Origin of the sequence: Leyella lascolaii, from assembly GCF_900079775.1 — a bacterium.
Lineage (GTDB): Bacteria > Bacteroidota > Bacteroidia > Bacteroidales > Bacteroidaceae > Prevotella > Prevotella lascolaii.
Window position 1 is genome coordinate 250,639 of sequence record NZ_LT556035.1, and the last position, 25,000, is coordinate 275,638.

At 49.1% G+C, this 25,000-nt stretch carries 18 protein-coding genes and 4 tRNA genes; 6 read left to right on the forward strand and 16 right to left on the reverse strand.

Annotation, left to right across the window (positions count from 1 at the left end; translation table 11 throughout):
* The first annotated feature begins 497 nt into the window (after nucleotides 1–497).
* From rlmD to BN4609_RS02215, 3 genes are all read left to right on the forward strand, one after another.
* Complete coding sequence (gene rlmD, locus BN4609_RS02205) at nucleotides 498–1,925, forward strand: 23S rRNA (uracil(1939)-C(5))-methyltransferase RlmD (protein WP_068855137.1); 1,428 nt, start codon at nucleotides 498–500, stop codon at nucleotides 1,923–1,925.
* 141 nt (nucleotides 1,926–2,066) lie between these two features.
* Nucleotides 2,067–3,206, forward strand: a complete 1,140-nt coding sequence (locus BN4609_RS02210) for a porin (RefSeq protein WP_068855261.1) — start codon at nucleotides 2,067–2,069, stop codon at nucleotides 3,204–3,206.
* Between the two features lie 38 nt (nucleotides 3,207–3,244).
* Complete coding sequence (locus BN4609_RS02215; RefSeq protein ID WP_068855138.1) at nucleotides 3,245–5,449, forward strand: sodium-translocating pyrophosphatase; 2,205 nt, start codon at nucleotides 3,245–3,247, stop codon at nucleotides 5,447–5,449.
* Between the two features lie 475 nt (nucleotides 5,450–5,924).
* Here BN4609_RS02215 and BN4609_RS02225 read toward each other — a convergent pair whose 3' ends face one another.
* From BN4609_RS02225 to BN4609_RS02235, 3 genes are read right to left on the reverse strand one after another with little or no spacing between them, the layout of a single operon-like run.
* Nucleotides 5,925–7,436, reverse strand: coding sequence for a peptide MFS transporter (locus tag BN4609_RS02225; RefSeq protein WP_021994302.1), 1,512 nt, complete (start codon nucleotides 7,434–7,436; stop codon nucleotides 5,925–5,927).
* Nucleotides 7,437–7,442: 6 nt separating this feature from the next.
* Nucleotides 7,443–8,186 (reverse strand): porin family protein, encoded by a 744-nt coding sequence (locus BN4609_RS02230; RefSeq protein WP_068855140.1) that lies wholly within the window; start codon nucleotides 8,184–8,186, stop codon nucleotides 7,443–7,445.
* 4 nt (nucleotides 8,187–8,190) lie between these two features.
* Nucleotides 8,191–9,549, reverse strand: a complete 1,359-nt coding sequence (locus BN4609_RS02235; protein ID WP_068855141.1) for a LysM peptidoglycan-binding domain-containing protein — start codon at nucleotides 9,547–9,549, stop codon at nucleotides 8,191–8,193.
* 692 nt (nucleotides 9,550–10,241) lie between these two features.
* Here BN4609_RS02235 and BN4609_RS02240 point away from each other — a divergent pair.
* Nucleotides 10,242–10,958: a T9SS type B sorting domain-containing protein gene (locus BN4609_RS02240; protein WP_021992359.1), complete on the forward strand. Its 717-nt coding sequence runs from the start codon at nucleotides 10,242–10,244 to the stop codon at nucleotides 10,956–10,958.
* A 42-nt stretch (nucleotides 10,959–11,000) separates the two neighbouring features.
* Complete coding sequence (gene uvrA, locus BN4609_RS02245; RefSeq protein WP_068855142.1) at nucleotides 11,001–13,823, forward strand: excinuclease ABC subunit UvrA; 2,823 nt, start codon at nucleotides 11,001–11,003, stop codon at nucleotides 13,821–13,823.
* Between the two features lie 722 nt (nucleotides 13,824–14,545).
* Here the strand turns inward: uvrA and BN4609_RS02250 are convergent.
* Together BN4609_RS02250 and BN4609_RS02255 are read right to left on the reverse strand one after the other, a co-directional pair.
* Nucleotides 14,546–17,236 (reverse strand): fimbrillin family protein, encoded by a 2,691-nt coding sequence (locus BN4609_RS02250; RefSeq protein WP_241033171.1) that lies wholly within the window; start codon nucleotides 17,234–17,236, stop codon nucleotides 14,546–14,548.
* Between the two features lie 193 nt (nucleotides 17,237–17,429).
* Complete coding sequence (locus BN4609_RS02255) at nucleotides 17,430–17,606, reverse strand: hypothetical protein (RefSeq protein WP_164071548.1); 177 nt, start codon at nucleotides 17,604–17,606, stop codon at nucleotides 17,430–17,432.
* A gap of 638 nt (nucleotides 17,607–18,244) precedes the next feature.
* Here BN4609_RS02255 and BN4609_RS02260 point away from each other — a divergent pair.
* Nucleotides 18,245–18,643 carry a rhodanese-like domain-containing protein gene (locus BN4609_RS02260; protein ID WP_021993219.1) on the forward strand — a complete coding sequence of 133 codons (399 nt, stop codon included), beginning with the start codon at nucleotides 18,245–18,247 and terminating at the stop codon, nucleotides 18,641–18,643.
* 27 nt (nucleotides 18,644–18,670) lie between these two features.
* Here the strand turns inward: BN4609_RS02260 and BN4609_RS02265 are convergent, their stop codons facing one another.
* The 11 genes from BN4609_RS02265 to BN4609_RS02315 form a co-directional block, all read right to left on the reverse strand.
* Nucleotides 18,671–19,279 carry a 4'-phosphopantetheinyl transferase superfamily protein gene (locus BN4609_RS02265; protein WP_068855145.1) on the reverse strand — a complete coding sequence of 203 codons (609 nt, stop codon included), beginning with the start codon at nucleotides 19,277–19,279 and terminating at the stop codon, nucleotides 18,671–18,673.
* 12 nt (nucleotides 19,280–19,291) lie between these two features.
* Complete coding sequence (gene gldE, locus BN4609_RS02270) at nucleotides 19,292–20,623, reverse strand: gliding motility-associated protein GldE (protein ID WP_068855146.1); 1,332 nt, start codon at nucleotides 20,621–20,623, stop codon at nucleotides 19,292–19,294.
* Between the two features lie 14 nt (nucleotides 20,624–20,637).
* Complete coding sequence (locus BN4609_RS02275; RefSeq protein WP_068855147.1) at nucleotides 20,638–21,048, reverse strand: single-stranded DNA-binding protein; 411 nt, start codon at nucleotides 21,046–21,048, stop codon at nucleotides 20,638–20,640.
* A 29-nt stretch (nucleotides 21,049–21,077) separates the two neighbouring features.
* On the reverse strand, nucleotides 21,078–21,632 hold the full coding sequence (locus BN4609_RS02280) for a hypothetical protein (RefSeq protein ID WP_021993223.1): 555 nt from the start codon (nucleotides 21,630–21,632) through the stop codon (nucleotides 21,078–21,080).
* Between the two features lie 26 nt (nucleotides 21,633–21,658).
* Nucleotides 21,659–21,731: transfer RNA gene (locus BN4609_RS02285), tRNA-Gly, on the reverse strand.
* Nucleotides 21,732–21,748: 17 nt separating this feature from the next.
* Nucleotides 21,749–21,832, reverse strand: a tRNA-Leu gene (locus BN4609_RS02290).
* Nucleotides 21,833–21,859: 27 nt separating this feature from the next.
* Nucleotides 21,860–21,941 (reverse strand) — tRNA-Leu (locus BN4609_RS02295).
* Between the two features lie 39 nt (nucleotides 21,942–21,980).
* Nucleotides 21,981–22,053 (reverse strand) — tRNA-Gly (locus BN4609_RS02300).
* A gap of 108 nt (nucleotides 22,054–22,161) precedes the next feature.
* Nucleotides 22,162–23,343 carry a carboxynorspermidine decarboxylase gene (gene nspC / locus BN4609_RS02305; protein ID WP_206196531.1) on the reverse strand — a complete coding sequence of 394 codons (1,182 nt, stop codon included), beginning with the start codon at nucleotides 23,341–23,343 and terminating at the stop codon, nucleotides 22,162–22,164.
* A gap of 213 nt (nucleotides 23,344–23,556) precedes the next feature.
* Nucleotides 23,557–24,255, reverse strand: coding sequence for a phosphatase PAP2 family protein (locus BN4609_RS02310; RefSeq protein ID WP_164071549.1), 699 nt, complete (start codon nucleotides 24,253–24,255; stop codon nucleotides 23,557–23,559).
* 259 nt (nucleotides 24,256–24,514) lie between these two features.
* A complete protein-coding gene (locus BN4609_RS02315) occupies nucleotides 24,515–24,985 on the reverse strand; it encodes a PaaI family thioesterase (RefSeq protein WP_021993226.1) in 471 nt (156 codons plus the stop codon).
* Between the last annotated feature and the right edge of the window lie 15 nt (nucleotides 24,986–25,000).

The window sequence follows — 25,000 nt, forward strand, 5'->3', positions numbered from 1 at the left end:
AAAACCGGACGGTTTTTGAGGCACTTCAAAAACGGCATATTAACTATAGTAAACATAATTTAACAAAAACCGTAACTTTAATAAGGCAATACCATAACAGACTGTAACATCCACGGATGCCGTCTCTCATAAGGCACAATAACATTCCGCAAACAACATGTGTTTTAGCAAAATATCCGTTTATGACGGCATATTATGACTGCATCTCGGCAGAAAATATTACCTTTGCATAAGATAAGATGCGGTTCGGAAGTATCAAGTCAAGTAAAACTACGTTTTCCTTGCTTGCTTCTACACTCACCTTTCATTATCTTTGCAAGATAAAAACTGCACTCGGCAATATAATAGCAAGTTCTCATTGCACACATTTGCATTATCTTTACAAGATAAAAACTGCACCCGGCAATGTAAGAACAAGCTCTCATTGTGCCAGTTTGCATTATCTTCATAAAATATACGTATCATCCGGAAAAGACAAAAACGCTAAACGGAAGAAAATGACAAGAAAAAAGAAACCGCTGCCGGTGCTCGAGAACATAACGATTACCGACATAGCAGCTGAAGGCAAATCGCTGGCAAGAATAGACGACATGGTCGTCTTCGTGCCGTTTGCCGTCCCAGGAGACGTCGTCGATCTGCAGGTGAGACGCAAGAAACATCACTACTGCGAGGCGGAAGTGACAAGATTCATAAAATACAGCGAGCTGCGCACCACCCCAATGTGCAGCCACTTCGGAGTGTGCGGCGGCTGCAAATGGCAGATGCTTCCATATGAGGAACAGCTGAAGGCAAAGCAGAAACAGGTTTACGATCAGCTGTCAAGAATAGGAAAGGTGGAACTGCCGGAGTTCAGACCGATAATGGGTTCGGTGAAAACGAGCGAGTACAGAAACAAGCTTGAGTTCGGATGCTCAAACAAGAAGTGGCTCACGAAAGAGCAGATAGCGTCGGGCGACAGCTTCGACGGCACAGGCATGAACGCCATCGGATTCCACATCACAGGAGCGTTCGACAAGATACTGCCGATAGAGAGGTGCGTGCTCATGGACGACCTGCACAACAGCATACGCAACGCGATACGCGACTATGCGCTGTCTGTCGGCATGACCTTCTTCGACCTCAGACAGCAGCACGGGCTTTTGCGCGACATCGTGATACGCAACTCCAACACCGGGGAGTGGATGGTCATCATACAGTTCCATTACGACGAGGAGGGCGACGAGCAGCGCGCAAAAGGCCTTATGGAGCACATCGCAGCCATGTTTCCGCAGATAACGTCGCTGCTCTACGTGAACAACCAGAAGTGCAACGACACGTTCGGCGATCTGGAAGTGAGCGTATTCAAGGGCAACGACCATATTTTCGAGACAATGGAAGGACTGAGGTTCAAGGTCGGACCGAAGAGTTTCTATCAGACAAACACCGAACAGGCATACCATCTTTATTCAGTCGCGCGTGAGTTTGCAGGGCTTACAGGCAACGAACTCGTGTACGACCTGTACACCGGAACGGGCACCATAGCCAACTTCGTGGCACGCAGCGCACGCAGGGTGATAGGCATCGAGTATGTGCCGGAGGCAATTGAGGACGCAAGGGTGAACTCGGAAATAAACGGGATAGGCAACACCCTGTTCTTCGCAGGCGACATGAAGGACATCCTCACCGACTCATTCATTGACAGCCACGGACGTCCTGACGTGATAATCACAGACCCTCCGCGCGCAGGAATGCACGGCGACGTGATAGAGACGATACTCAGGGCACAGCCGAAACGGATAGTCTACGTGAGCTGCAATCCCGCGACACAGGCACGCGACCTGTCACTGCTCGACGCGGAATATGCCGTGAAGGAGGTGCAGCCGGTGGACATGTTCCCGCATACACCGCACGTGGAGAACGTGGTGCTGCTGGTAAGGAGAAATTGAAACTTGAAACAAAAAGCTATAAAAAAGATAAAAAAGAATGCCGGAGCAATACCGGCATAACTTATTTTAATTAAATTTGTGTTGGGCGACAGGCTGACGCAGATACAGACAATTTACCAATAAACACATAAAATTCAGATGATGAACAAGAAAGCAGTGACAAGCGTCATGCTCATACTCGCAACGATGAACATCAACGCTCAGAAAGAAGAGAAGACTATGAAAGTCTTCAGCGACATCAAATTCAGCGGATACATAATGACGCAATATCAGTACAGCAGTCAGGAAAACGCTGAAAGCAACTCGTTCAACGTACGCATGGCGCGTCTGTCGCTCGAGGGACGCATATTGAAAGATTTCTACTGGAAAACACAGATTCAGTTCAACGGCAACACATCGACACTGGGCAACTCGCCGAGAGTGGTGGACGCATTCGCCGAATGGCAGAAGTTCCCGTTCTTCAAAGTGAAGATAGGACAGTACAAACGGCCGTTCACGTTCGAGAACCCGATGAACCCCATAGACCAGGGATTCATGAGCTACGCACAGAATGTGAACAAGCTGGCAGGATTCTCCGACCGTGTGGGCGAACACGCCAGCAACGGACGCGACATAGGTCTGCAGTTTCAGGGAGACTTCATCAAGAACGCCGCAGGACGCAATCTGGTGCATTATCAGATAGGTGTGTTCAACGGACAGGGCATAAACGTAAAGGATGTGGACCAACGCAAAGACGTCATCGGCGGTCTTTGGGTCATGCCGGTGAGCGGACTGAGGATAGGTGCGTTCGGATGGACAGGCTCATACTCGCGCAAAGGCTCATGGACGGCTGTCACTCCTGAAGGGACGACCGTGGAGAAGAAAGGGGTCAGGACACTCGACCGCAACCGTTACGCTCTCAGCGTTGAGTATGCCGCAAACGACTGGACACTGCGTTCGGAGTACATACACAGCCAGGGCTACTCCTTCAAGACAACATATCAGGACGTGGACGACGCCAAGGACTGCACCGTCAACACTGCCGCAGGCGACAAGGCTGACGGTCTTTACGCGCTCGTGATTGCTCCGGTGGTGAAGAAGAAGTTTTATCTTAAGGCACGCTACGACATGTACCGCCCGAGAGCGGAATGGAGTACTGCCAAGACACAATATGAAGTGGGCGCGCACTACGACTTCCACAAGAACTTCAGAGTGGGTGCCGAATACGCTTTCGTGAACGACCGTTCGCTGCAGAAACCTAACTATAACATGGTGGACGTAGAGGTGGACGTGAGGTTCTGAACCTGTTTTAATTTGCCTGAACCATTAACTGAAAATATATGAACAACATTCCATCTGTATTTTGGCTCGTTCCCGCCGCCAGCATAACGGCTCTGGCTGCCGCGTGGATCTTCTTCAGAAACATGATGAAAGAAGACGAGGGAACCGTAAGAATGCGTGAGATAGCCGGACATGTAAGAAAAGGTGCCATGGCGTATCTTAAACAGCAGTACAAGGTTGTCACAATAGTGTTTGTCATTCTTGCCGCTGTTTTCGCCTTCATGGCATATGTCATGAAGGTGCAGAACCCTTGGGTGCCGTTCGCTTTCCTCACCGGAGGATTCTTCTCCGGGCTTGCGGGATTTCTCGGAATGAAGACCGCCACCTACGCCTCCGCACGCACGGCAAACGCAGCTCGGCGCGGTCTTGACAGCGGACTGAGAATCGCATTCCGCAGCGGTGCCGTGATGGGACTGGTGGTAGTCGGACTCGGACTGCTCGACATTGCGTTGTGGTTTGTCATCCTTAACGCTGTGTACGACGGTGAACAGATGGCTCTGGTAACAATAACCACAACAATGCTGACCTTCGGAATGGGTGCTTCCACGCAGGCATTGTTCGCCCGCGTGGGCGGAGGCATCTATACAAAGGTGGCAGACGTGGGAGCCGACCTTGTGGGCAAGGTGGAGGCGGACATTCCGGAGGACGACCCGCGCAATCCGGCTACAATCGCCGACAACGTGGGAGACAATGTGGGAGACGTGGCTGGAATGGGTGCCGACCTGTACGAAAGCTACTGCGGATCCATCCTGTCTACCGCAGCTCTCGGCGCGACTGCCTTTGCCATGAGCGGAGACATGCAGCTCAAGGCTGTCATCGCACCGATGCTTATTGCCACAGTGGGTATATTTCTCTCGCTGCTCGGCATTCTCGCCGTGAAGACAAAGGAGGGCGCGACAATGAAGGATCTGCTCCACTCGCTCGGAAACGGTACGAATCTCAGTGCCGCACTGACTGCCGTAGCAACGTTTGTCATACTCTACATGCTGAAAATAGACAACTGGCTCGGACTGTCGTTCTCTGTCCTGAGCGGTCTGATAGCCGGTGTCATCATCGGACAGGCAACAGAATATTACACGTCGCACAGCTACAAGCCTACCCGGAAGATAGCCGAGGCATCGGTGACAGGCTCGGCTACCGTAATAATAAAAGGTATAGGAACAGGCATGATCTCGACACTCATACCGGTGCTTGCCATTTCTGCGGCGATAATGATAAGCTATCTGTGTGCCAACGGATTTGACATGACCATGAGTGCGGCATCTGTAAGCAAAGGGCTCTACGGCATTGGCATAGCCTCGGTAGGCATGTTGTCCACTCTCGGAATAACCCTTGCTACGGACGCATACGGACCTATAGCCGACAACGCAGGCGGTAACGCTGAGATGAGCGGGCTTGGAGAGGAAATCAGACACCGCACCGACGCGCTCGACGCACTCGGCAACACCACAGCGGCAACAGGCAAGGGATTTGCCATCGGTTCGGCTGCGCTGACCGCGCTTGCCCTGCTCGCGTCATATGTAGAGGAGATTAAGATAGCCATGATACGCGCAGCCGAAAGCGGAAAAGAGTTTATCGGCGCGGCGGGAGCGATGTTCAATCCTTCTGATGCCGGAATAACCGACTTCATGGAGTTCTTCCAGGTCAACCTCATAAATCCGAAAGTGATTGTGGGTTGCTTCATCGGTGCCATGGCGGCATTCCTGTTCTGTGGTCTGACGATGGGTGCGGTGAGCCGTGCAGCCTCATCTATGGTTGAGGAGGTGCGCCGCCAGTTCCGCGAGATAAAGGGCATTCTGCAAGGCGAGGCGACACCTGATTACGGGCGGTGCGTTGAGATAAGTACACGCGGAGCGCAACGTGAGATGGTTCTGCCTGCCATTCTTGCGATTCTGATACCCGTGATCGTGGGCATAGTACTCGGAGTGGCAGGAGTTCTCGGACTGCTTGCCGGCAGTCTCGCCACGGGATTCACTCTTGCTGTATTCATGGCTAACGCCGGCGGTGCGTGGGATAATGCTAAGAAAATGGTTGAGGAAGGCAACTTCGGAGGCAAAGGCAGCCCATGCCACAAAGCCACCATCGTGGGCGACACCGTAGGCGATCCGTTCAAGGATACAAGCGGTCCGTCGCTCAACATACTTATAAAGCTGATGTCGATGGTAAGTATTGTAATGGCAGGACTGACTGTTGCGTTCATATAATCGGATAATGACAAATAGAAAAAACAAAGCAAATAAATGACAACCCCGCACGGCACGCAGCCTGTATGTATGCGTGCCGTGCATTCAAAAAACAGACAAGAATTTATGAAAACACACCATTCACGGAGACATGTTGGCGATGCTGAGGATTTGAAGAAACAGCGGCTTAGGAAAATACAGTTGCAACGCACCATCACAAAGCTATTATTCTACGTATTGTGCATTGCAGCTATTTGCCTTGTCGCATTTGCCGTCTGGGCTTATATAGACGGATAAACGGTTCAAACCAGACAACATCAAATATGTACTACTATGATAAAGGGTGCGCTCAAAGATTTTGAACGCACCCTTTATTTTGTATATCACTGTCAAGATGTCAATATGCCGTTCGTGTCATAAGGCTTCTCATCGTTCCGGCATTCATACCGCACATCCTGAACCGCGCCCATGCCTGGGCGCGGTATTTGCTCTTCTGTCAGCAGACTTTCTCCAGTCTCTTCATTATAGAGAACATGAACAACGCCGAAATGAGGCAGAGAACGATAAACACACTCCATACACACCACAATGGAAGACTGCCCCAAAGGTATCCGCCGACGCTCACAAGAATATTACCGATAGCAGTAGCAACAAACCATCCGCCCATCATCATTCCCTTATATTTTGGAGGAGCCACCTTGGAAACAAACGAGATACCCATCGGGCTTAGCAACAATTCACCGAACGTAAGCACAAGATATGTCGTTATGAGCCAGTTGGGAGAAACAAAGACCGCAGCATCACCGGCAGCCTTCTGTGCGTCCGGACTCGGCAAAGACAACGAACCGACAGCCATGACACCGAAACCTATTGCTGCGACAAGCATTCCGTAGGCAATCTTACGGGGTGCTGACGGCTCTTTGCCCTTGCGTGCAAGACTGCCGAAAATAGCCATGCTGACCGGTGTCAGAGCAACAACATAGAACGGATTGAAGTGCTGGAATATCGGAGCGCTTACCGCAACATCACCCTCAAGCGTAGTATATCTGTAATAAAGGTATACACATGAGAGAACAATCACGAGAGCCGAGATTGTTTTTGTACGCCCTTTCTTGCTCTGGAACAGTGAGAACAGCGCGTAAACAATGAATATTATCGCAACCAGATTGAACACATCAAAAGCCATGCTTTCAATTCCAGAGGAACTCTTGGCAGTAAACTCATCAGCGAAATAGGTCAATGTAAGACCATTCTGATGGAACGCCATCCAGAAGAATATCACCACCGCGAACACCAGACAGAGGGCTATTATGCGGTTGTTTGTCTCAGAAGGCGACAGCTCCTGCTCTGTCTGGACAGCCTCTCCCGCCTTTGCCACACCGCCTTCTACATGTCTGAACGTAGGACGGAATATGTAATAAATAGCTATAGACAGTATAAGCGAGGCGCACGCTACGGCAAAAGAGAAATGATAGGCATCGTTGGAGGCAAAGCCGACTGACTCCGCCCATTCCTTGATTTTGACCGCCGCGGTCGGTGCAAACAGCGCACCGATGTTTATAGCCATATAGAAAATGGAGAAAGCAGAGTCACGTTTGTCCGCATACTTGGGGTCATCGTACAGGTTACCGACCATGACCTGCAGGTTGCCTTTGAACAGACCTGTTCCGAAACTTATGAAAACAAGGGCGAGAAGCATGCATATCAATGCAAATGTGTCTCCTCCGAGAGGTATCGAAAGGAACAGATAGCCCGCAAACATGATAAGGATTCCGATTGTGACCATGCGGCCATAACCGAACTTATCAGCCATAATGCCGCCGATGAACGGCAGGAAATAGACTAAGCCGAGAAACGAACTGTAAATCAATCCAGCCGTACCGGGATCCAGTCCGAAATTCGCTTTAAGAAACAATGCAAACACAGCTATCATCGTATAATAGCCGAAACGCTCTCCTGTGTTGGCCAATGCCAACGCATAAAGTCCTTTAGGTTGACCTTCAAACATGTTTTTTTATTTTTTGGTTTTAGTTATGTCAAACAGATATGTCAGCTTTATGACAATGTTTCCGATATTTGATTTGGCAAAGTAATCGCGCTTTGAGTTGCCGTAAATATTCCCCAATCCATAATAATACCGTCCTTCAAGCAGGAAATGCCCTACTTTCGGAATTGAATATTCCATACCTACACCGGCGGCGATACCGTAGTCGAACTTGTTTTCCACAGCCATCGTGTCCTGCGCGCAGACCTTGTTGGAGCGGTCGTCCATGTTCCGGTCAGCGAAGTTAAAGTTCGTCTTCGTCTTCTCACTCAACAGAAAGCCGAACTGCGGACCTGCCTGGAAAAAGAACTGGAAGCCTTTTTCCTCACGTCCCCATGCCAGATGGGCGAAGACAGGAATCTGGATGTAGTTCAGCGTACGGCTGTACTCTTCAGGCAGACCCGTCACTTTGTTTATGACAGGGCTGCCGTCCGTCATCAGTATATCTTCTTTCCAACCAGCCTGAGCATAGTTCACCTCACCGTAAATAGAGCATATCGTATTGAAATACTTCTCACAGACATATCTTACCGACAGACCTCCGGTCATACCGCCATGATAGCCCTGCGTCACCTTAGGCGTGAACCCGATGTTGCCCAACACGTATCCGCCGTTGAAACCGACAGCCAGATCGTTGCGGTGCTCGCCTATCTGGGCAGCCGCACCTGCCGAAAACAGAAACAGAAAAGCTACAAGTAAATTCCGTATGCTCATAACATCAATAACTTATGGATTCTATCCTGCGACTGCTCATATAGTGAACAAGCATGAAAGCACTGTTCCTCATGCCGCCATCAGGTGAGGCGTAAACAAACTTCAAAGGCGTCTGAAGCGGACGGTATGCGCTTTGTCCTTTCGTGCCGCGGAACGACTTGCCACGCGCATACTCTCCTTCGATGAAGAAACGGGCATGATCGTATCCGGTCAGAGCGAAGCGCGGAAGTGCCGTCTGCATGTCTGTACGGAACCATTTACGGTAAGAATTCTCGAAAGCCTCGGTCTGATCAGACAGCGCGTTATAATAAAATGTAGTCGGGATATACGCGTTATACTTGTAGAAATAATTCAGATAAACCTTTGTGTACATAAGCCACTCGGTGTATCCGAACATGGATATCCTCATGCCGGGATTCGTTGCGGTGAGTCCGTCAAGCTTAGCCAACGCCACATTAAGCTGCGGCGAGCGTCCGGTATTGAGTATCACCACATTCCGCTTGGATGTGCTGAAAGCCTTGGCGAAGTATGCCTCCGACGACTTCAGGTTTGTTATGCTGTATGAAATGCCTTTCGCGTCGAGCCGCTTACGCAGTCCGAAGGTGAAGATGCCCTTATTGCTTGTAGTGTCATTGCAGTCGATGAACACCGGATGACAGTCGGGGAACCGTTCCATAAAGGCGTTTATGGCACGTTCGTTCAACGTTTCGGCTGACTGATATACCTGATATATATGTGGATTTGCCTCGACCTCGTTTCCGCTTATGGAGAAAGGTACAATCAGCTTTATATCATTCGCCCTGCAGAAATCGGCAAGCGGTTTCAGCTGACGTGTGTACAAAGGACCGAAAATCATGTCGCATCTCTTGGCGTTATCGTCCAGAAGAGATATTCTGATGTCAGCGTCCGCCGGAACATTCCACGCATACACATCCGTTGAAATGCCCTTTGCCCGCAAACTGTCACACGCCATAAGGAAACCTCTGTAATATTCCACCATCCTTCTGCCGTCACCGTCGACATCGTGAAGCGGCAACATTATCCCCACCCGCAGCGCATCCGTTTTTTTTGTTTCGGCTTTCTTCGCGTTTTTTATCGCATCGGCATCAAATGTGTCTGTGGTCTTCACCGGATAAGGAATGAAGAGCTTATCACCTTTCTTCAGCTTATAATCGGTATCTGATATTGCCGGATTGGCTTTAATAAGCTCACCCGGAGTGATGTGATACTTCTTCGCAATACCGTAAACGGTGTCTTTTTTCTTCACCTTATATATATCCTGCCACTTATCGCTCTGCCCGAACGCGAGTACAGGCAACAGAAAAAAACATGCGAAGAAGCAGTATCTTATAAAACGTATCATACAATTTTCTTTTATTTATATGTACAAAGATAACGCCAGCGAGATGAAAGAGAGCTTGCTCTTTATTTCCCGAGCGCAGCTTATCTTATGCCAAAGATAATGCCAGCGAGCGCAATGAGAGCTTGCTATTACATTGCCGAGCGCAGCTTATCTTATGCAAAGATAACGCCAGCGAGCGCAATGAGAGCTTGCTATTACATTGCCGAGCGCAGCTTATCTTATGCAAAGATAATGCCAGCGAGCGCAATGAGAGCTTGCTCTTACATTGCCGAGCGCAGCTTATCTTATGCAAAAATAAACAAAATATGTCGTATGCTGAAATTATATCACATAAAAATAACCGTACGACAACATTGTGTAAACAACTCCTCAAAAATAATTAAAAATAACGGCAATAACAAATTTATTGTGTACTTTTGCATAAGATATTGTGTGCTTTTGCATAAGATAAGCTGCGGCTCGGCAGTATCAAGTCCGGTAAAACTTCGTTTTCCCGCCTTGCTGTTGCACTCGCCTTGCGTTATCTTTGCATAAGATAAGCTGCGCTCGGGAAATAATGAGCAAGCTCTCTTTCCTCTCGTTGGCGTTATCTTTGCATAAGATAAGCTGCGCTCGGGAAATAAAGAGCAAGTTCTCTTTCCTCTCGCTGGCATTATCTTTGCATTCACAGTCACATAAGAAACATTCTTTTTATGAACCATAGAATATTTTTCATCATTATATCATTATTTGCCGGATTGGTCAAAGCATATTCTGACGACTATCCGACAATCAGTCCTTCAGCCATATTCATGACTCCCGACGGAGAGGAAACGGGCACGAGCTACTCGGGAGCCGCACCGCTGACCGTGAGATTCCTTGCAAATCCGGAGCACACCGAAGGGTGGACAGCCCACTACGAATGGCGTTTCTCTCTGGAGGAAGCCGAGGAGCCTTACCTCATACGATATGAGGAGGAAACCGAATACACATTCACAAAGGCGGGACTTCATAAGATTGTGGTATACGCCACATTCACCAAAGGGGATGAACTTGTGGAGTACACACAAGAATACTGGGACGAGACCGGACCGATGACAGTCTCCATATCAGAAAGCAAACTGGAGATGCCGAATGCGTTCTCACCCAACGGCGACGGCATCAACGACATATACAAAGCCAAGGACGGCTATCAGAGTCTGATAGAATTCCACGCCTACATATTCAACCGGTGGGGACAGAAACTCTATGAGTGGACTGACCCCGCAGGAGGATGGGACGGCAAGTACAAAGGAAACGACGTCAAGGACGGTGTCTATTTTGTACTCGTGAAGGCGAAGGGTGCCGACGGCAGAAAATTCAACATAAAAAAAGACGTCAATCTGCTCAGAGGCTTCACCGAGGACGGCGGGTCAACGGCAGGCAACTGACACAAACAGGAAAACACCATATTCAATAGGTAGGTTTATTTTATGGAAAACGAGAAAATCAATGTATGGGGCGCACGTGTCCATAATCTGAAAAACATTGATGTAGAGATACCGAGAAACAGTCTGACAGTTATTACCGGACTGAGCGGTTCGGGCAAGTCGTCACTGGCGTTCGACACCATCTACGCCGAAGGGCAACGCCGGTATATAGAGACTTTCTCTGCATACGCGCGCAACTTTTTAGGAAACATGGAGCGTCCGGACGTGGACAAGATAACCGGACTGAGCCCCGTAATAAGCATCGAACAGAAAACAACGAACAAGAACCCACGCTCAACGGTGGGCACGACAACCGAGATATACGACTATCTGAGGCTTCTCTTCGCACGCGCCGGTACGGCTTACAGCTACGCTACGGGCGAGAAGATGGTGAAATACACCGAAGAGAAGATTCTTGAAATGATAAGGACCCACTACAACGGCAAGCGCATATACATACTCGCTCCCGTTGTGAGACAACGCAAAGGACATTACCGCGAACTCTTCGAAAGCCTCAGACGCAAAGGCTATCTCTACGCGCGCGTCGACGGCACAATAAGCGAGATAACGCGGGGCATGAAGACCGACCGCTACAAAAACCACAACATAGAAGTGGTGATAGACAAGCTGCAGATGGAGGAAAGCTACATGGAGCGGCTGAAGAAAAGCGTGGCGACAGCCATGAAGGAGGGCGACGGACTGATAATGATTTACGACAAGGACGCCGACGAAGCCAAATATTTCTCGAAAAGGCTCATGTGCCCCACCACAGGAATATCCTACAAGGACCCGGCTCCGAACATATTCTCGTTTAACTCGCCCGAAGGAGCGTGCCCGCGATGCAAAGGTCTGGGCTATGTCAACGAGATTGACCTGAAGAAAGTGATACCCGACGACTCGCAGTCCATACGCAACGGAGGCATCGTACCGCTCGGAAAGTATAAGAACCAGATGATTTTCTGGCAGATAGACTCACTGCTTCAGAAATATGGCTGCGACCTCAAGACACCGATAAAGGACATACCCGAGGAGGCTCTTAACGAGATTTTGTACGGCTCTTTGGAGAATGTGCGCATAAACAAGGAGCTCATCCATACGTCAAGCGACTATTTCGTGGCGTTCGACGGCATAATAAAATACCTGCGGACGGTGATGGAGAGCGACGACTCGGCTAACGGACAGAAGTGGGCTGACCAGTTTCTCGCCACATGCACATGCCCGGAATGCAACGGACAACGCCTCAACAGGGAGTCGCTGTCATACCGCATCTGGGACAAGAACATATCCGAACTCGCGTCCATGGACATGAGCCAGCTGAGCGAATGGCTCGGTGAGGCAAAGACACACATGGAGAGCACGCAGCAGAAAATAGCGGCGGAGATTCTGAAGGAAATACGTACGAGAATAAACTTCCTGCTCGACGTGGGGCTCGACTATCTGTCGCTCAACCGCCAGTCGGCGTCGCTCTCCGGAGGAGAGAGCCAGCGCATAAGGCTCGCCACGCAGATAGGCTCGCAGCTCGTCAACGTTCTCTACATCCTCGACGAGCCGAGCATAGGTCTGCACCAGCGCGACAACGAGCGTCTGATAAACTCTCTGAAGAGCCTGCGCGACATGGGCAACACCGTCATCGTGGTGGAACACGACAAGGACATGATGCTCAGTGCCGACTACATTGTGGACATCGGTCCGAAAGCGGGGCGCAAAGGAGGCGAGGTGGTGTTTCAGGGCACGCCGCAGGAGATGCTCAGACACGACACCATCACAGCCGGATACCTCAACAACACGCTCAGGATAGAGACACCGCGGCACCGCCGCGAGGGCAACGGGCACAGTCTGTGGATAAGGGGAGCGCGCGGAAACAACCTGAAAAACGTTGATGTGGAGTTTCCGCTCGGCAAGCTCATCGTGGTCACGGGAGTGAGCGGCTCGGGCAAGTCCACGCTCATCAACGAGACGCTCCAGCCCATTCTGAGCCAGCACTTCTACCGCTCGCTGAAGAAGCCGATGCCCTACGACTCGGTGGAAGGCATGGAGTTCATCGACAAGGTGGTGAATGTGGACCAGTCGCCGCTCGGACGCACGCCGCGCTCCAACCCTGCCACATACACCGGAGTGTTCAGCGACATACGCTCGCTCTTCGTCAATCTGCCCGAGGCGAAGATACGCGGATACAAGCCGGGACGCTTCTCCTTCAACGTGAAGGGCGGCCGCTGCGAGGCATGCGGGGGCAACGGATACAAGACAATAGAGATGAACTTCCTGCCCGACGTCATGGTTCCGTGTGAGGTATGCCACGGCAAACGCTACAACCGTGAGACGCTCGAGGTGAGATATAAGGGAAAGAGCATTGCCGACGTGCTCGACATGACCGTCAATCAGGCTGTGGAGTTCTTTGAGAACGTGCCTTCCATATTGCAGAAAATAAAGACTATACAGGACGTGGGACTTGGATATCTCAAGCTGGGACAGCCGTCCACCACCCTGTCGGGAGGCGAGAGCCAGCGCGTGAAACTCGCCACGGAGCTGAGCAAGCGCGACACCGGCAAGACGATGTACATTCTCGACGAACCTACAACGGGACTGCATTTTGAGGACATCAGAATACTCATGGACGTGGTGAGCCGTCTCGTGGACCGGGGCAACACGGTGATTATAATAGAGCACAACCTCGACGTGATAAAACAGGCTGACTACATCATAGACATGGGACCGGACGGAGGACGCAACGGCGGCACACTTCTCTCCACGGGAACACCTGAAGAGGTGGCTCAAAGCGACAAGGGATACACTCCCCGTTTCCTGAAGAAGGAGCTTGAGGGATGACCGTGACGTGAGTCACGCCACACGGCATGGACAACTGAAAACACAACTCTGACACAACATATGCGGCAGGATGGACATTTCTAAGCCATCCTGCCGCATATGTGTTATTCACATTCCTTAACACCGTTTTAACGCTGCGGAATCACCCAAACCTATATTCACAGGAAATACCCAGTAAATCTCAGATATTCACAAACGTCTGTTTTACAACCAATTAGCACAAAACAGACATACAATGTAATGCCGTCTGCAATGCGAAAGAGCCTGTTCCGTCATGCCATAAAGGCTCTTTCATGTGCCCGTAGGGTGCGTTTCACGTCATGACAAAGGCTGTATGGCAACACCATAAAGCCTTTCCTGCAACACCGGCGCATACAATACTCACCGCAAGACGCCTCCCGACACATAATAAAACCGCATAATCAATGCCCGGCTGTCACAGAACAGTGACTCCGGACAAGCCTTTCGTGTCTTGCCGTTTAACATATGGGAAAGGCTATATCAGATGTTTTTTGTAAACAGAGGTTAAATTTCGCGTTGTATGAAACAGATGCCTTGTCATATCTCACAAAGCGTGCTGGCAAAATAAAATGAAACGAGCCGCATCGCGTCCATGCCTGAGAACGATACGGCTCGTTGTTGTTTGACGGTCTGAGGAATACCTGGATATATGCTTTGACAGCACACAGTCTCACGAAATCACTGCAAACCGGATATACGCGTTATTCCGATACTGAACGCACGGACAATGCCATGGCTCCCGAGTAGGTGCCATCCGGAATTATCCAACCCTCAGTAAAGTCTAAATATTTCGACGGACCCGCAGTCCAATATATTCCACTTTTATTCTGATTAACCAATTTTCCACCACCAGAGATACGATAACCTGAAACAGGCATGTATACTACAGCGTCAGGATTGCTTATCCTGTTGAAGAAGAAATAACCGTTGTCCCAATCGCCCTTTACATTAGGCACACCTCCGTTTTCTGTTCTCTGACCATTAATGCTGAACCCTGTGAAAGCATTTGGCGCTGGCATCTTGAATCCGGAAGGTGACGGGTCGTATATTGTCTTGACCACAGGATCATCATGAAAAGTTGTCCTCGTGTTATCCATAGACCAATGGTTAAGCCACAAATATCCGTTTTTTGTCCAATTATTTTGGTCTGATGTATAGAACGTTTCGGGATGCTGAATGCCGTTCTGTATGGACATCACTTCCTTGCTAATCTTGAATGAGCCTTCCGCGACATTGTCTGTACCCGGCATGGCGTCCTTGCGTCCAGACTGGTAGAGAGTGCTGTAGCCACGACGCACACTGCCGTTGTTCTGCGTGACGGTGAACACGCCATACTGCCTCACTCCTTCGTTGGCGACTGTCTGCTCCACCTTCACCCTTACGCTGCGCGGAGCGGTATAGGCGGATGCCTTCCATTCGGTGTATTTATAGCCCAGTGTCTGGTTTGAGAAGTTGTATTTCACGCCCTGATAATTGGTCACCTGCGTTGTGCCGAGCACATCCTGAGGCGCGAACCACAGGTGCCACGACCACACCACCGTGCCACCTTTTGTCACGGCAACGACCGCATTGCCGTTTTTGATGGCAGACGCAGGCACCTCAAAGTTGACGTAAGCGTCGGTGCCGCTACCCGACACGCTTAGGTTTGTCACCAGTCCCGCCTCGTCAGCCCACACAATCCTCGCTCCGTCGGGAGCGTTCACGCCCCCGTTGGTCTTTGTAATCCAAGGGTCGGTGATGTCCTGTCCGGCATGGTCCTGGAAGTGACGGAGAACCCACGGCTCATTGGTCGTGCCAGTCTTAGCCTGACTTATGTATGAGTGTGTGTTGGTCGCGCCGTCCGTTATGGCGTTGCCGTACACCAGAGGTATGCGGTAGTGTCCCGGAGCGGAGACCACATAGGAGTTGGCGGTGCTGCGCGCCACGCTTCCGCCTTTGGTGGAAAGGTCGTAGGGAGAGCCTGCCGAGCCCTTGGGAGTAGCCTCGCGCAGAGCCTTGTTTATGGGAGCGAGCCTGTCGATGATGTCGGTCGTGAGCGCGGCGGAGCCTTTCTCCGCAACTGTTCCTCCGTTGCCCTCAGGCGTGCTGAGCGACGTGAGCCACGCCGGTTTCTCACTCATGGAGAATGTTCCGTCGTTGTCGGCGTCATAGCCCACCACCTTCCACGCCACGGGCTGCCGCACTCCGGTGGACGGGTCGGTGCGATAGCTCTGCACGGTGTAGCCGTCTGCCGTGGTGGCGGTATAGGCGGCGGTGGCAGGGTCGGTCACGGTGAGCTGATACTGCCACGTGGATGTGTTCTGCGACAGGGCGTAGGTCTTTGTCGTGCCCGGCTTCCACTGACCTGAGAGATTTGCTATTATGGGCGTAGAACCGTCGGAGAAATATATCTTCACCTGCACTCCCGAGAGCTGCTGCGGCAGCATATAGAACGTGTAGTTGTCACCGTCGTTGCCCATGATGAGGTGGTTCACAGCCTCGGAGGTGCTCACGCTGATGTCCTTGAGGGTGAAGGTGGCTGGCGCGTCGAGGTTGCTCCAGCCCGCACCGGTGCCTGTCTCGTCTGTCGGAAGCGTGTATCTGCCACGGCTCATGGCACCGGTTATCTCCACCTTGTTTATGGTCTTGTTCCACGACAGGTTGCGCCCCACCTTGAACCTGACCGCTGTCAGAGCGTGGCGGAACCTCAGGAGGGCGCGCGGAGCGACGTAACGCTCGGCATAGTGCACCACTCCGGAGCAAGCGGTCATGAGGTCTTTCTGATTCTTAACGTCAGGCTCAACCTCAAAGTCGACGTATGGCGTGCCGCCGTGACTTGCAGGCGAGACGCTGAGGCGGGCATAGCCGGGACCCACCTGCGGCGATATGCCGTAGAACCTTGCATAAGGCTCGTCCCACTTCCAGCGCACATCGTCAACCAGTCTGCCGTCGGCATTGGTCTCCTTGTTGTGGAACCACGGTGAGGAGCTTATGCCGTCGGATGTCGCACCACGGTATCCGATAGACGAGAACGGCTCTGTGATTGACTTGGCGATGTTGGCGCGCCGCGGTCCTGACGCCATCCTCGCGGTATAGATGCCAGGAGTGGTGGTCTCGATGATGCAGAGTCCGTCGCTCTCCGCACCACCGCCGCTCACGGCGAGCTTCTGTGTGCTGAGGTCTTCGGGGGTGAGTCCTTGTACGGCAAGCCTGCTCTGGAAGGCGGCACGGCTCATCGGTGCGGCGGCATATTGCGGAGCTGCGGCAGGCGAAGCGTCGTCCTGCGCGTTGCTCACGCTGAATGCGACAGACGCACCTTTATCCCCACCGTCATCAACAACTCCTGAAAAATCCCCATCATCGGCACAAGAACCGAGAATGAGGACTGAAAGACAGACCGGCACAAATGCCATCCGGCTGCTGATTTTTTCCAATATAAAATTCCTTGTATTAATTATTCGAATATCAAATTGTTTTTTTACATAAAGAAAAACGCTGTATACAATCTTCTTTTACATTCCTTCTTTTCCTCTTTTTACCCTTTTAACTTTTTACCCTTTTACCTTTTTACATTTCTACTTTTTATCCTCTTACCTTTTTACCTTTTTACTTCCAATCGTCCCATCTGTTGAAATCCTTTGCTCCGAATATCTCCTCGCCACCATCATCTATTGGTGGCTCAACAGTAATTTCGAACTCCACCGGCGGACTGCCGGCAAGTATCTGGTCTTCTACATTTACTTCCACAACCTCTACAAGAGGTTTTACATACGTCTTTTTCATAATTTCAAGTTTTATAATTATCCGTTTTTTGTTAAACAGTCTGCGTGCGGCAATCTGAAAGCAAACTCTTATTGCACTCGCCGGCACTGCTTTTTCATTAATATCTCTTTAACGCTTTGTCTTACCATACGAACCGCTGTCATCAAAGCCTGTTGCCATTGCGTTAAAGCGTATACCCGCATGCGGAAAACAGGGAGCGAAAAACAACAGTTCAGACAAAACCATCCTGTAAAGTTATATATAATTTATTGAACGACAGAGAAATAAATCGAATAATTTCGGAAAGCCGGAGATACCGTGGAGACAAAAGGTAATAGTGTAAAACTTTTAATGGTATACAACAGCTGAATCTGCGTTTAAAGCGTCAAATGACATGTGTGGCGCGCAACTGTTTTTCATGACCTGATGTCTGACGGAAAACTGATAGAAATCATATTTTATCACACATATCCGCCAGCCATAATCTGACGACCGTGGAACATGGCTCGCATCAATTTAACAGCTTTTATGTAGGACATACTTGCACGTTAAATCCATTTTTATTATGTTTGCACCTAACCGGCATAATGGGAATAAAGATGGGAAACGGTTTCCGCCGGACGCACCATTTGTAAATATAAAAACATCAGAGAAAAGATATGAGAAAACTTATGACAATTATAGCCGCTCTTGCCGGACTCGTTGTTGGCGGATGCAGCATAAAGTCGGTCAAGACAACGGGATACCGCAACGTGACAACGGATGTGTTTGAGTCTCAGACGAAACTGGACAACGTACAGATACTCGATGTCAGGACCAAGAGGGAATATGATGAGGGGCATCTTGCCGATGCGGAGCAGATAGACGTGCTGGACGACGACTTCATGACAACCGCGAGAAACGTGCTTGACAAATCGAAAACGATTGCGGTGTACTGCAGAAGCGGCAAAAGAAGCACGGATGCAGCCAGAAAACTTTCTGCCGAAGGTTATAAAGTGATAAACATGAAAGGCGGAATAATGAAATGGCAGAAGGAAAAGAAGCCTGTCGTGAAATGAGAGAGCGGGTCTGAAAGGAACACTTAATCAGCCGAACATGTAAGTAAGGACATATCCGTCGCGCACCCTGTAGGCGACGGCAGACTCGGTGCTGTCTCTGATATTGTCGGCAATGACACTGCCTTCCTTAGAAAGCCGGAAGGCATGCAGCCTTATGTCATGGTATCCAAGATTCTGTCCGGAGAAATATTTGTATACGGTCTCCTTCACACACCAGTGTATGAGGCGGCTTAGTGTGCACGTTGCTGTCTCGTCATCGCGCATGAATCTTCCTGCGATTCGCTCCACCCTGTCACTCACGTACTCTATGTCGACAGCCACGTTTTTCTCATGCGACAACATCAATGCGGCATAGCCGTCTGTGTGGCTCACGCTGACGAGCATGTCGGAGCCCGTTATGAAAGGACGCCCCTCAGGCGTATGACCGATGAATAGGCTGCGGTCTGATGTCATGGCATGAAGAAGAGAGTGCACGGCTGTTATCTCCGCGCGCCTTTTACGGCTTGCGCATGAGAGGACAGCAGACCGGAGAGGCGGATTACCGGAGAGGATGTCGGAGGAGAAGTCGGTCTCGTCCATTCTCCAGAGTCCGAGCTGTACATCCGCATCCAAGTTTTCAACGCTGAGGAGAGGCATCTTGTTTGTGTTTCAGGATTTTACCGGCGACTGATTGACAACAACCTTGACCTTACTTATACGGCGTCCCTCAATGCCGGTTATCTCGAAAAGATAGTTCTTATACTCTATCTTCTCGTGAATGCTCAGAAAGTCGCCTTTTATCTCGAGCAGCATTCCGGCAAGAGTGTCGGCGTCGCCCTCGACATCGGCAAAGACCTCCTCATCAGCATTGATAATGCGGTAAAAGTCGGCAAGAAGCGTCTTGCCTTCAAATAAATATGTGTTGTAGTTTATTTTTGAATAGGTGGTTCCCTCATCGTCAAACTCATCATTGATTTCCCCGACGATTTCCTCGAGAATGTCTTCGAGCGTGACAAGTCCGCTCGTTCCTCCGAATTCGTCGACCACAATGGCTATGTGCATTTTGTTTTTCTGGAACTCACGCAACAACGAATCTATCTTTTTCGTTTCAGGAACGAAATAAGGCGGGCGGATAAGGCTTTGCCATCTGAATGTGGAATGCTTTGACAGATGAGGCAGCAGGTCCTTTATATAGAGTATTCCCTTTATATTGTCAGACGAGCCTTGATATACCGGGATGCGGCTGTAGTTGTTTTCCACGATGCACTTCAGTACATCGGCATAACCGCTCTCTATATTGATGGAGACAATGTCCTGTCTGACTGTCATTATTTCCTTGACCGTCTCGTCTCCGAAGCGTATTATTCCCTGAAGCATGCTCTGCTCGTCCTTTATGTCTTCGGTATCTGTCAGCTCAAGCGCCTGTTCCAGTTCGTTGACACTGAGCACGTGGTTCTCCTTCTGCACAACTTTCTCCGCAAGCATGCCGCTGCGCAGAAGTATGCTCTCGAAAGGCCAGAACAGTTTCCTGAAAAACATGATTCCGCGTACTGCCCTACGGCAAAAACGCAACGGATTCTGACGGCTGTAAACCTTTGGCATTATCTCTCCGAAAAGGAGAAGAAGAAACGTAAGCAATACTGTTATGCAGATGAACTGTAGCCAATATGCCTTCGGTCCGAAGTCGACAATTGAGGCAAAGATGTAATTGCAGAGCATTATTATCGTCACATTGACAAAATTGTTGGTTATAAGAATGGTTGCCAATGTACGCTCACTGTCATCGAGCAATGATTTGATCTTACGGTCTATCTCTGTCTTTCCGGCACTTATCTCGGTCATCTCAGCAGGCATCAGACTGAAAAAAGCTATTTCCGAACCACTCGCGAAACCGGAAACGAACAATAAAAAAAACGCCAATACAAGCGCGACAACAACTCCTAAGGTAGGAGAAATGAAATGAATATCAGATAAAGACTCTACTATCGGTAATGTATCCAAAACTATCAATCGAATTAAAACGGTTCATCATCATTCCCGGAAGCCTGTCTCTCACCACCGTCATGTGAAGCCCTTTGCTCTGATGTGACGGCAGAACTGCGGGAGGAAAGAATCTCCATATTCTCACCGTATATCTCCGTGACATAACGGCGGACGCCTTTCTGGTCGTCGTACACGCGATAACGGATACGTCCCTCTATATAAAGCTTGTCACCCTTATGGATATATCTTTCGGCAATCTTGGCAAGTCCCTTCCAAAGAACAATGTTATGCCAATCGGTATGCTCCGGCACCCGCATCCCGTTCTGCAACGTATAGGATCGCTCGGAGGTAGCCAGACGGAATTGGGCGACAGCCTGATCCGAGTCATAATAACGTATCTCAGGGTCGTTACCCACGTTTCCAATAAGCATAACTTTATTCATACGGAAAAGAAAATGTTTTCACCTGCATGTCATTTCCACATTCCAAGATACTTGTAATGGAAATTCTTGCCTTTGGCGGAAGGGAACTGTGAACGGCTGTCGACACGTCCCTTCAGATGTTCTACAATTCTGTTATAGCAGTCAAGACCCGACATTGCCTTGCACTGCACTACAAAATGAGTGTCACGATACTCATGCTTGCCTGTTGACGGAATCATCACTACCCTTTTAAAATCAAGAGAGCCTTCATACCATCCCGGTCTTTCCTCATTCAAACGAGTCACTACTGTGGCGGCAAGGTCGCGCTTGTCCATCATCTGACCGCCCGACGAAACAGGGTGAAGAGCCTTTTTCTGCTTGAAATCGAGCATCGTAGCCGCCGTCGTCTTTATAATAATAAAGTACACCCGCTGTCTGACCTTATATCGTTTGGGGTAATACACATCACTGGCTGCATAATCGCGAATGTCCGCCTCAAGCCCCGGATTCATTCCAATCTCCTGAATAGAGCGCAAGAAAGTGATTGCGTCGTCAACATTCGTGACTAATGTTTCTTTATCAAAATATCTTAAATATAAGTTCATTGGATTGCTATGTTTCTCTGAGAAAGAGCGGAAAACGGGACTCGAACCCGCGACCCCGACCTTGGCAAGGTCGTGCTCTACCAACTGAGCTATTTCCGCAACAAAACAAAATAATGTGAAGAGGAGGAGACTCGAACTCCCACGACACAATTGTCACTACCCCCTCAAAGTAGCGCGTCTACCAATTCCGCCACCTCTCCAACATATATAACACTCTGAATAGATAGTGCCCAGAACAGGACTCGAACCTGCACACCTCACGGCACACGCACCTGAAACGTGCGCGTCTACCAATTCCGCCACCTGGGCAATAATTTAATTATTTCAAACTTTCTATTCAGAGCATTGAGCGGAAAACGGGACTCGAACCCGCGACCCCGACCTTGGCAAGGTCGTGCTCTACCAACTGAGCTATTTCCGCAACAATTCTTTTTATAGAAGCACTTCTCTAAATGCGGTTGCAAAGGTAATACTTTTTTTCGTACCCGCAAACTTTTCATCCGTTTTTTTTCAAAATCACCTCAAAATTCTAATCCATCCGGCTAAAATAGTCTTCTATGCCGTACTCCCGCAGTATCTCAAGCTCATTGTCGTCCTGATGTACGAAGCCTATCGAAGGATGGCTGATACCGTTGAATGTACAAGTTTTGACAGTGGTATAATGAAGCATGTCCTCAAATATGACATTGTCTCCTACATGCAATTCTTTATCAAACCGCCAACTTGACATAAAATCACCGGACAGGCAACTGTTCCCTCCCAAACGGTAAACATGCGTGCCTGCATCCACTGAACGGGCGATATCGGCTTCGCTTACGACCTCCGCACCTCTGACGACAGGCATATACGGCATTTCCAGACAGTCCGGCATGTGACACGTGAAGCTGACGTTAAGAATGGCAGTACGTATGCCATGATCCTCCACAATGTCGACAACCTGCGACACAAGAGGTCCTGTCTGCCACGCGAAAGCACTCCCCGGCTCCAATATGACCTTCAGATGGGGATATCGGCGGCGGAAATCACGCAATATGTCTATAAGGAGACTGACATCATAATCAGCACGTGTCATCAGATGACCTCCGCCAAAATTGATCCATTGCAACTGTCCGAACCACTTCGAGAACTTCTCTTCTATATGGCGAAGCGTGCGCTGAAAGACATCCGCCCCACTCTCGCAATGACAATGGCAGTGAAAGCCTCTGACATCGGAAGGCAGTTTCTCGGGCATAACGTCTGAAGTTATGCCGAACCGCGTTCCCGGAGCACACGGGTTGTATAAGTCGGTCGAAATCTCAGAATATTCCGGATTTATACGGAGTCCGATACTGATATCGGGATTTACGGTCCTCACTCTTTCGGCAAAACGTTCATACTGGGACATCGAATTGAATGTGAGATGGCTGGAACATGCGGCTATCTCGTCTATTTCATAAGAGGTGTATGCGGGTGAATATGTATGGGCAGGACTGCCGAACTTGTCAAAAGCCAGTCTTGCCTCTGCGAGAGAGCTTGCCGTAGTGGCTTTGATGTATTCGCGGAAAATAGGGAATGTCTTCCACAAAGCGTATGCCTTGAAAGCAAGAATGATCTCTACACCGGCAGTGTCTGCCACATGTTTAATCAAAGACAGGTTTTTACGCAGCAACCGTTCTTCCAACAAATACATCGGTTTATTTATATTCCTGAATCCCTCTATATCTACTTTCATTATCTGTTTTTATTTCTGATGGTATAACATTATATTATTATGGTATCTGCAAAAACAAGCTGTCAACCGTTTGAACCAAGCCGCAGGCTTTTCTTCATATAAACAACATCATGGCAGATTTCACAAGAAACGCGCACTTGTTTTTTATTCATGACACGCGAAAAAGCATCCGACGTTCTTTCATATGAAAAATTCAGCACTATGAAGGTTTGCTCATAGCAAATTGACAACCATGCTGTAACACAAGATAAACATAATCGTTCCTAATATTGCAGTGTTCAACAAGGCGCATCGTATGGAAATTCCGGTAGTATAAAAATCTATCGTGCATATCTTGAAAAGACAATGTGTGTAAGCATATCTGGCAATATAATACACTCCGCCGCCAACTATCACGCCCAAGATTCCACCGAAGAATACGTCTCCCGGATAATGAACCCCAAGATAGATGCGTGAATAGCACAGGCAAATAGCCCACAACCAAAGTGAAAGAACAAACTTTTTCTTCCTGAAAACCAACGACAGATATGTCGCCACACCAAGGGCGTTAGCGGCATGGCTTGACACAAACCCATATCTGCCGCTCCTGTATTCGTTCACATAATGAAGCATGTCGGCAATTGCGGGACTGTGTGAAGGACGGAGTCTACAGAAATATGGCTTTATAATAGAAGAAGAAATCTGGTCTGACAAAAATATAACAAGTACAATACTTAATACAATAAAAAGCGCCTCATACCACTTTGCCTTAAAATAGTAAAAAGAAAACAGCAGTCCGACTATTAAAGGTATGGAAGAGTATTTTGACGACAGCATGTACCAGAAACCGTCCGTCACGCTGCCTCCGTCATAATTTAGCGTAAGCATCAGTTGCTTGTCGGACAAATCCATAGTCCTGAAAAAAGATGCCATACCTGATATGTGATACAACAAGAACGCCGCAACAAGAAACACGGCAAGGACACATATAAGCCTTATAACAAAATTGTCACATTTCTTTTTGGAAATGCTAAAATCCAAAAAGATAAGCTTCTGAAAACGTGAAGGCAAATTTTCCATAGTCATTTTGCTGATTGCTATAATATCTTTTAAAGACAACGAAGAAACAATGTCTTTATTGCATGAAAGTCATAGAAATTATTAAAATTACCGTTTATTCACATTCGAAACACTATTCTTCATATAAATCGCAACCGGAAAAGCCCATTTCGTCCGCACGTTCTTTATTAAACGCGAAATAAACAGCCTCAGCCTCAACGCAAGTCCTGCCAGTCTCGTCTTCGAGCGAAACCGATATTACACAATAATTGCGCTTGCGTCCGGTGATTCTTGCACGCACAGTGACCTGTGAAGAGTCCGAACTGACAGGATATAAATATTTCAGATTCAGACGTGATGTCATGCCTGAGGTCTGCAGCTTGCGCATAACCACCCATCCGGCAGTCTCGTCTATCATCGTAGCAAGTATTCCGCCATGCATCACACCGGTCCATCCTTGAAAATGGTCGTGAGGATGCCAGTAGGATACAACGTCATCGCCATCCTCATAAAACTCCATATGCAATCCGAAAGGATTGTCCGGCGAGCAGCCGAAACAATTATAACCTTCTTTTCCTATAAAAGGATTTCTGATTTTTCTCATATATATTAAATATCT

Excerpts from the sequence above, each read along its gene's own strand:
- rlmD (WP_068855137.1), top strand. The coding sequence starts at position 498 with ATGACAAGAAAAAAGAAACCGCTGCCGGTGCTCGAGAACATAACGATT.
- BN4609_RS02210 (WP_068855261.1), top strand. The coding sequence starts at position 2,067 with ATGAACAAGAAAGCAGTGACAAGCGTCATGCTCATACTCGCAACGATG.
- BN4609_RS02215 (WP_068855138.1), top strand. The coding sequence starts at position 3,245 with ATGAACAACATTCCATCTGTATTTTGGCTCGTTCCCGCCGCCAGCATA.
- BN4609_RS02225 (WP_021994302.1), bottom strand. The coding sequence starts at position 7,436 with ATGTTTGAAGGTCAACCTAAAGGACTTTATGCGTTGGCATTGGCCAAC.
- BN4609_RS02230 (WP_068855140.1), bottom strand. The coding sequence starts at position 8,186 with ATGAGCATACGGAATTTACTTGTAGCTTTTCTGTTTCTGTTTTCGGCA.
- BN4609_RS02235 (WP_068855141.1), bottom strand. The coding sequence starts at position 9,549 with ATGATACGTTTTATAAGATACTGCTTCTTCGCATGTTTTTTTCTGTTG.
- BN4609_RS02240 (WP_021992359.1), top strand. The coding sequence starts at position 10,242 with ATGAACCATAGAATATTTTTCATCATTATATCATTATTTGCCGGATTG.
- uvrA (WP_068855142.1), top strand. The coding sequence starts at position 11,001 with ATGGAAAACGAGAAAATCAATGTATGGGGCGCACGTGTCCATAATCTG.
- BN4609_RS02250 (WP_241033171.1), bottom strand. The coding sequence starts at position 17,236 with ATGGCATTTGTGCCGGTCTGTCTTTCAGTCCTCATTCTCGGTTCTTGT.
- BN4609_RS02255 (WP_164071548.1), bottom strand. The coding sequence starts at position 17,606 with ATGAAAAAGACGTATGTAAAACCTCTTGTAGAGGTTGTGGAAGTAAAT.
- BN4609_RS02260 (WP_021993219.1), top strand. The coding sequence starts at position 18,245 with ATGAGAAAACTTATGACAATTATAGCCGCTCTTGCCGGACTCGTTGTT.
- BN4609_RS02265 (WP_068855145.1), bottom strand. The coding sequence starts at position 19,279 with ATGCCTCTCCTCAGCGTTGAAAACTTGGATGCGGATGTACAGCTCGGA.
- BN4609_RS02275 (WP_068855147.1), bottom strand. The coding sequence starts at position 21,048 with ATGAATAAAGTTATGCTTATTGGAAACGTGGGTAACGACCCTGAGATA.
- BN4609_RS02280 (WP_021993223.1), bottom strand. The coding sequence starts at position 21,632 with ATGAACTTATATTTAAGATATTTTGATAAAGAAACATTAGTCACGAAT.
- nspC (WP_206196531.1), bottom strand. The coding sequence starts at position 23,343 with ATGAAAGTAGATATAGAGGGATTCAGGAATATAAATAAACCGATGTAT.
- BN4609_RS02310 (WP_164071549.1), bottom strand. The coding sequence starts at position 24,255 with ATGGCATCTTTTTTCAGGACTATGGATTTGTCCGACAAGCAACTGATG.
- BN4609_RS02315 (WP_021993226.1), bottom strand. The coding sequence starts at position 24,985 with ATGAGAAAAATCAGAAATCCTTTTATAGGAAAAGAAGGTTATAATTGT.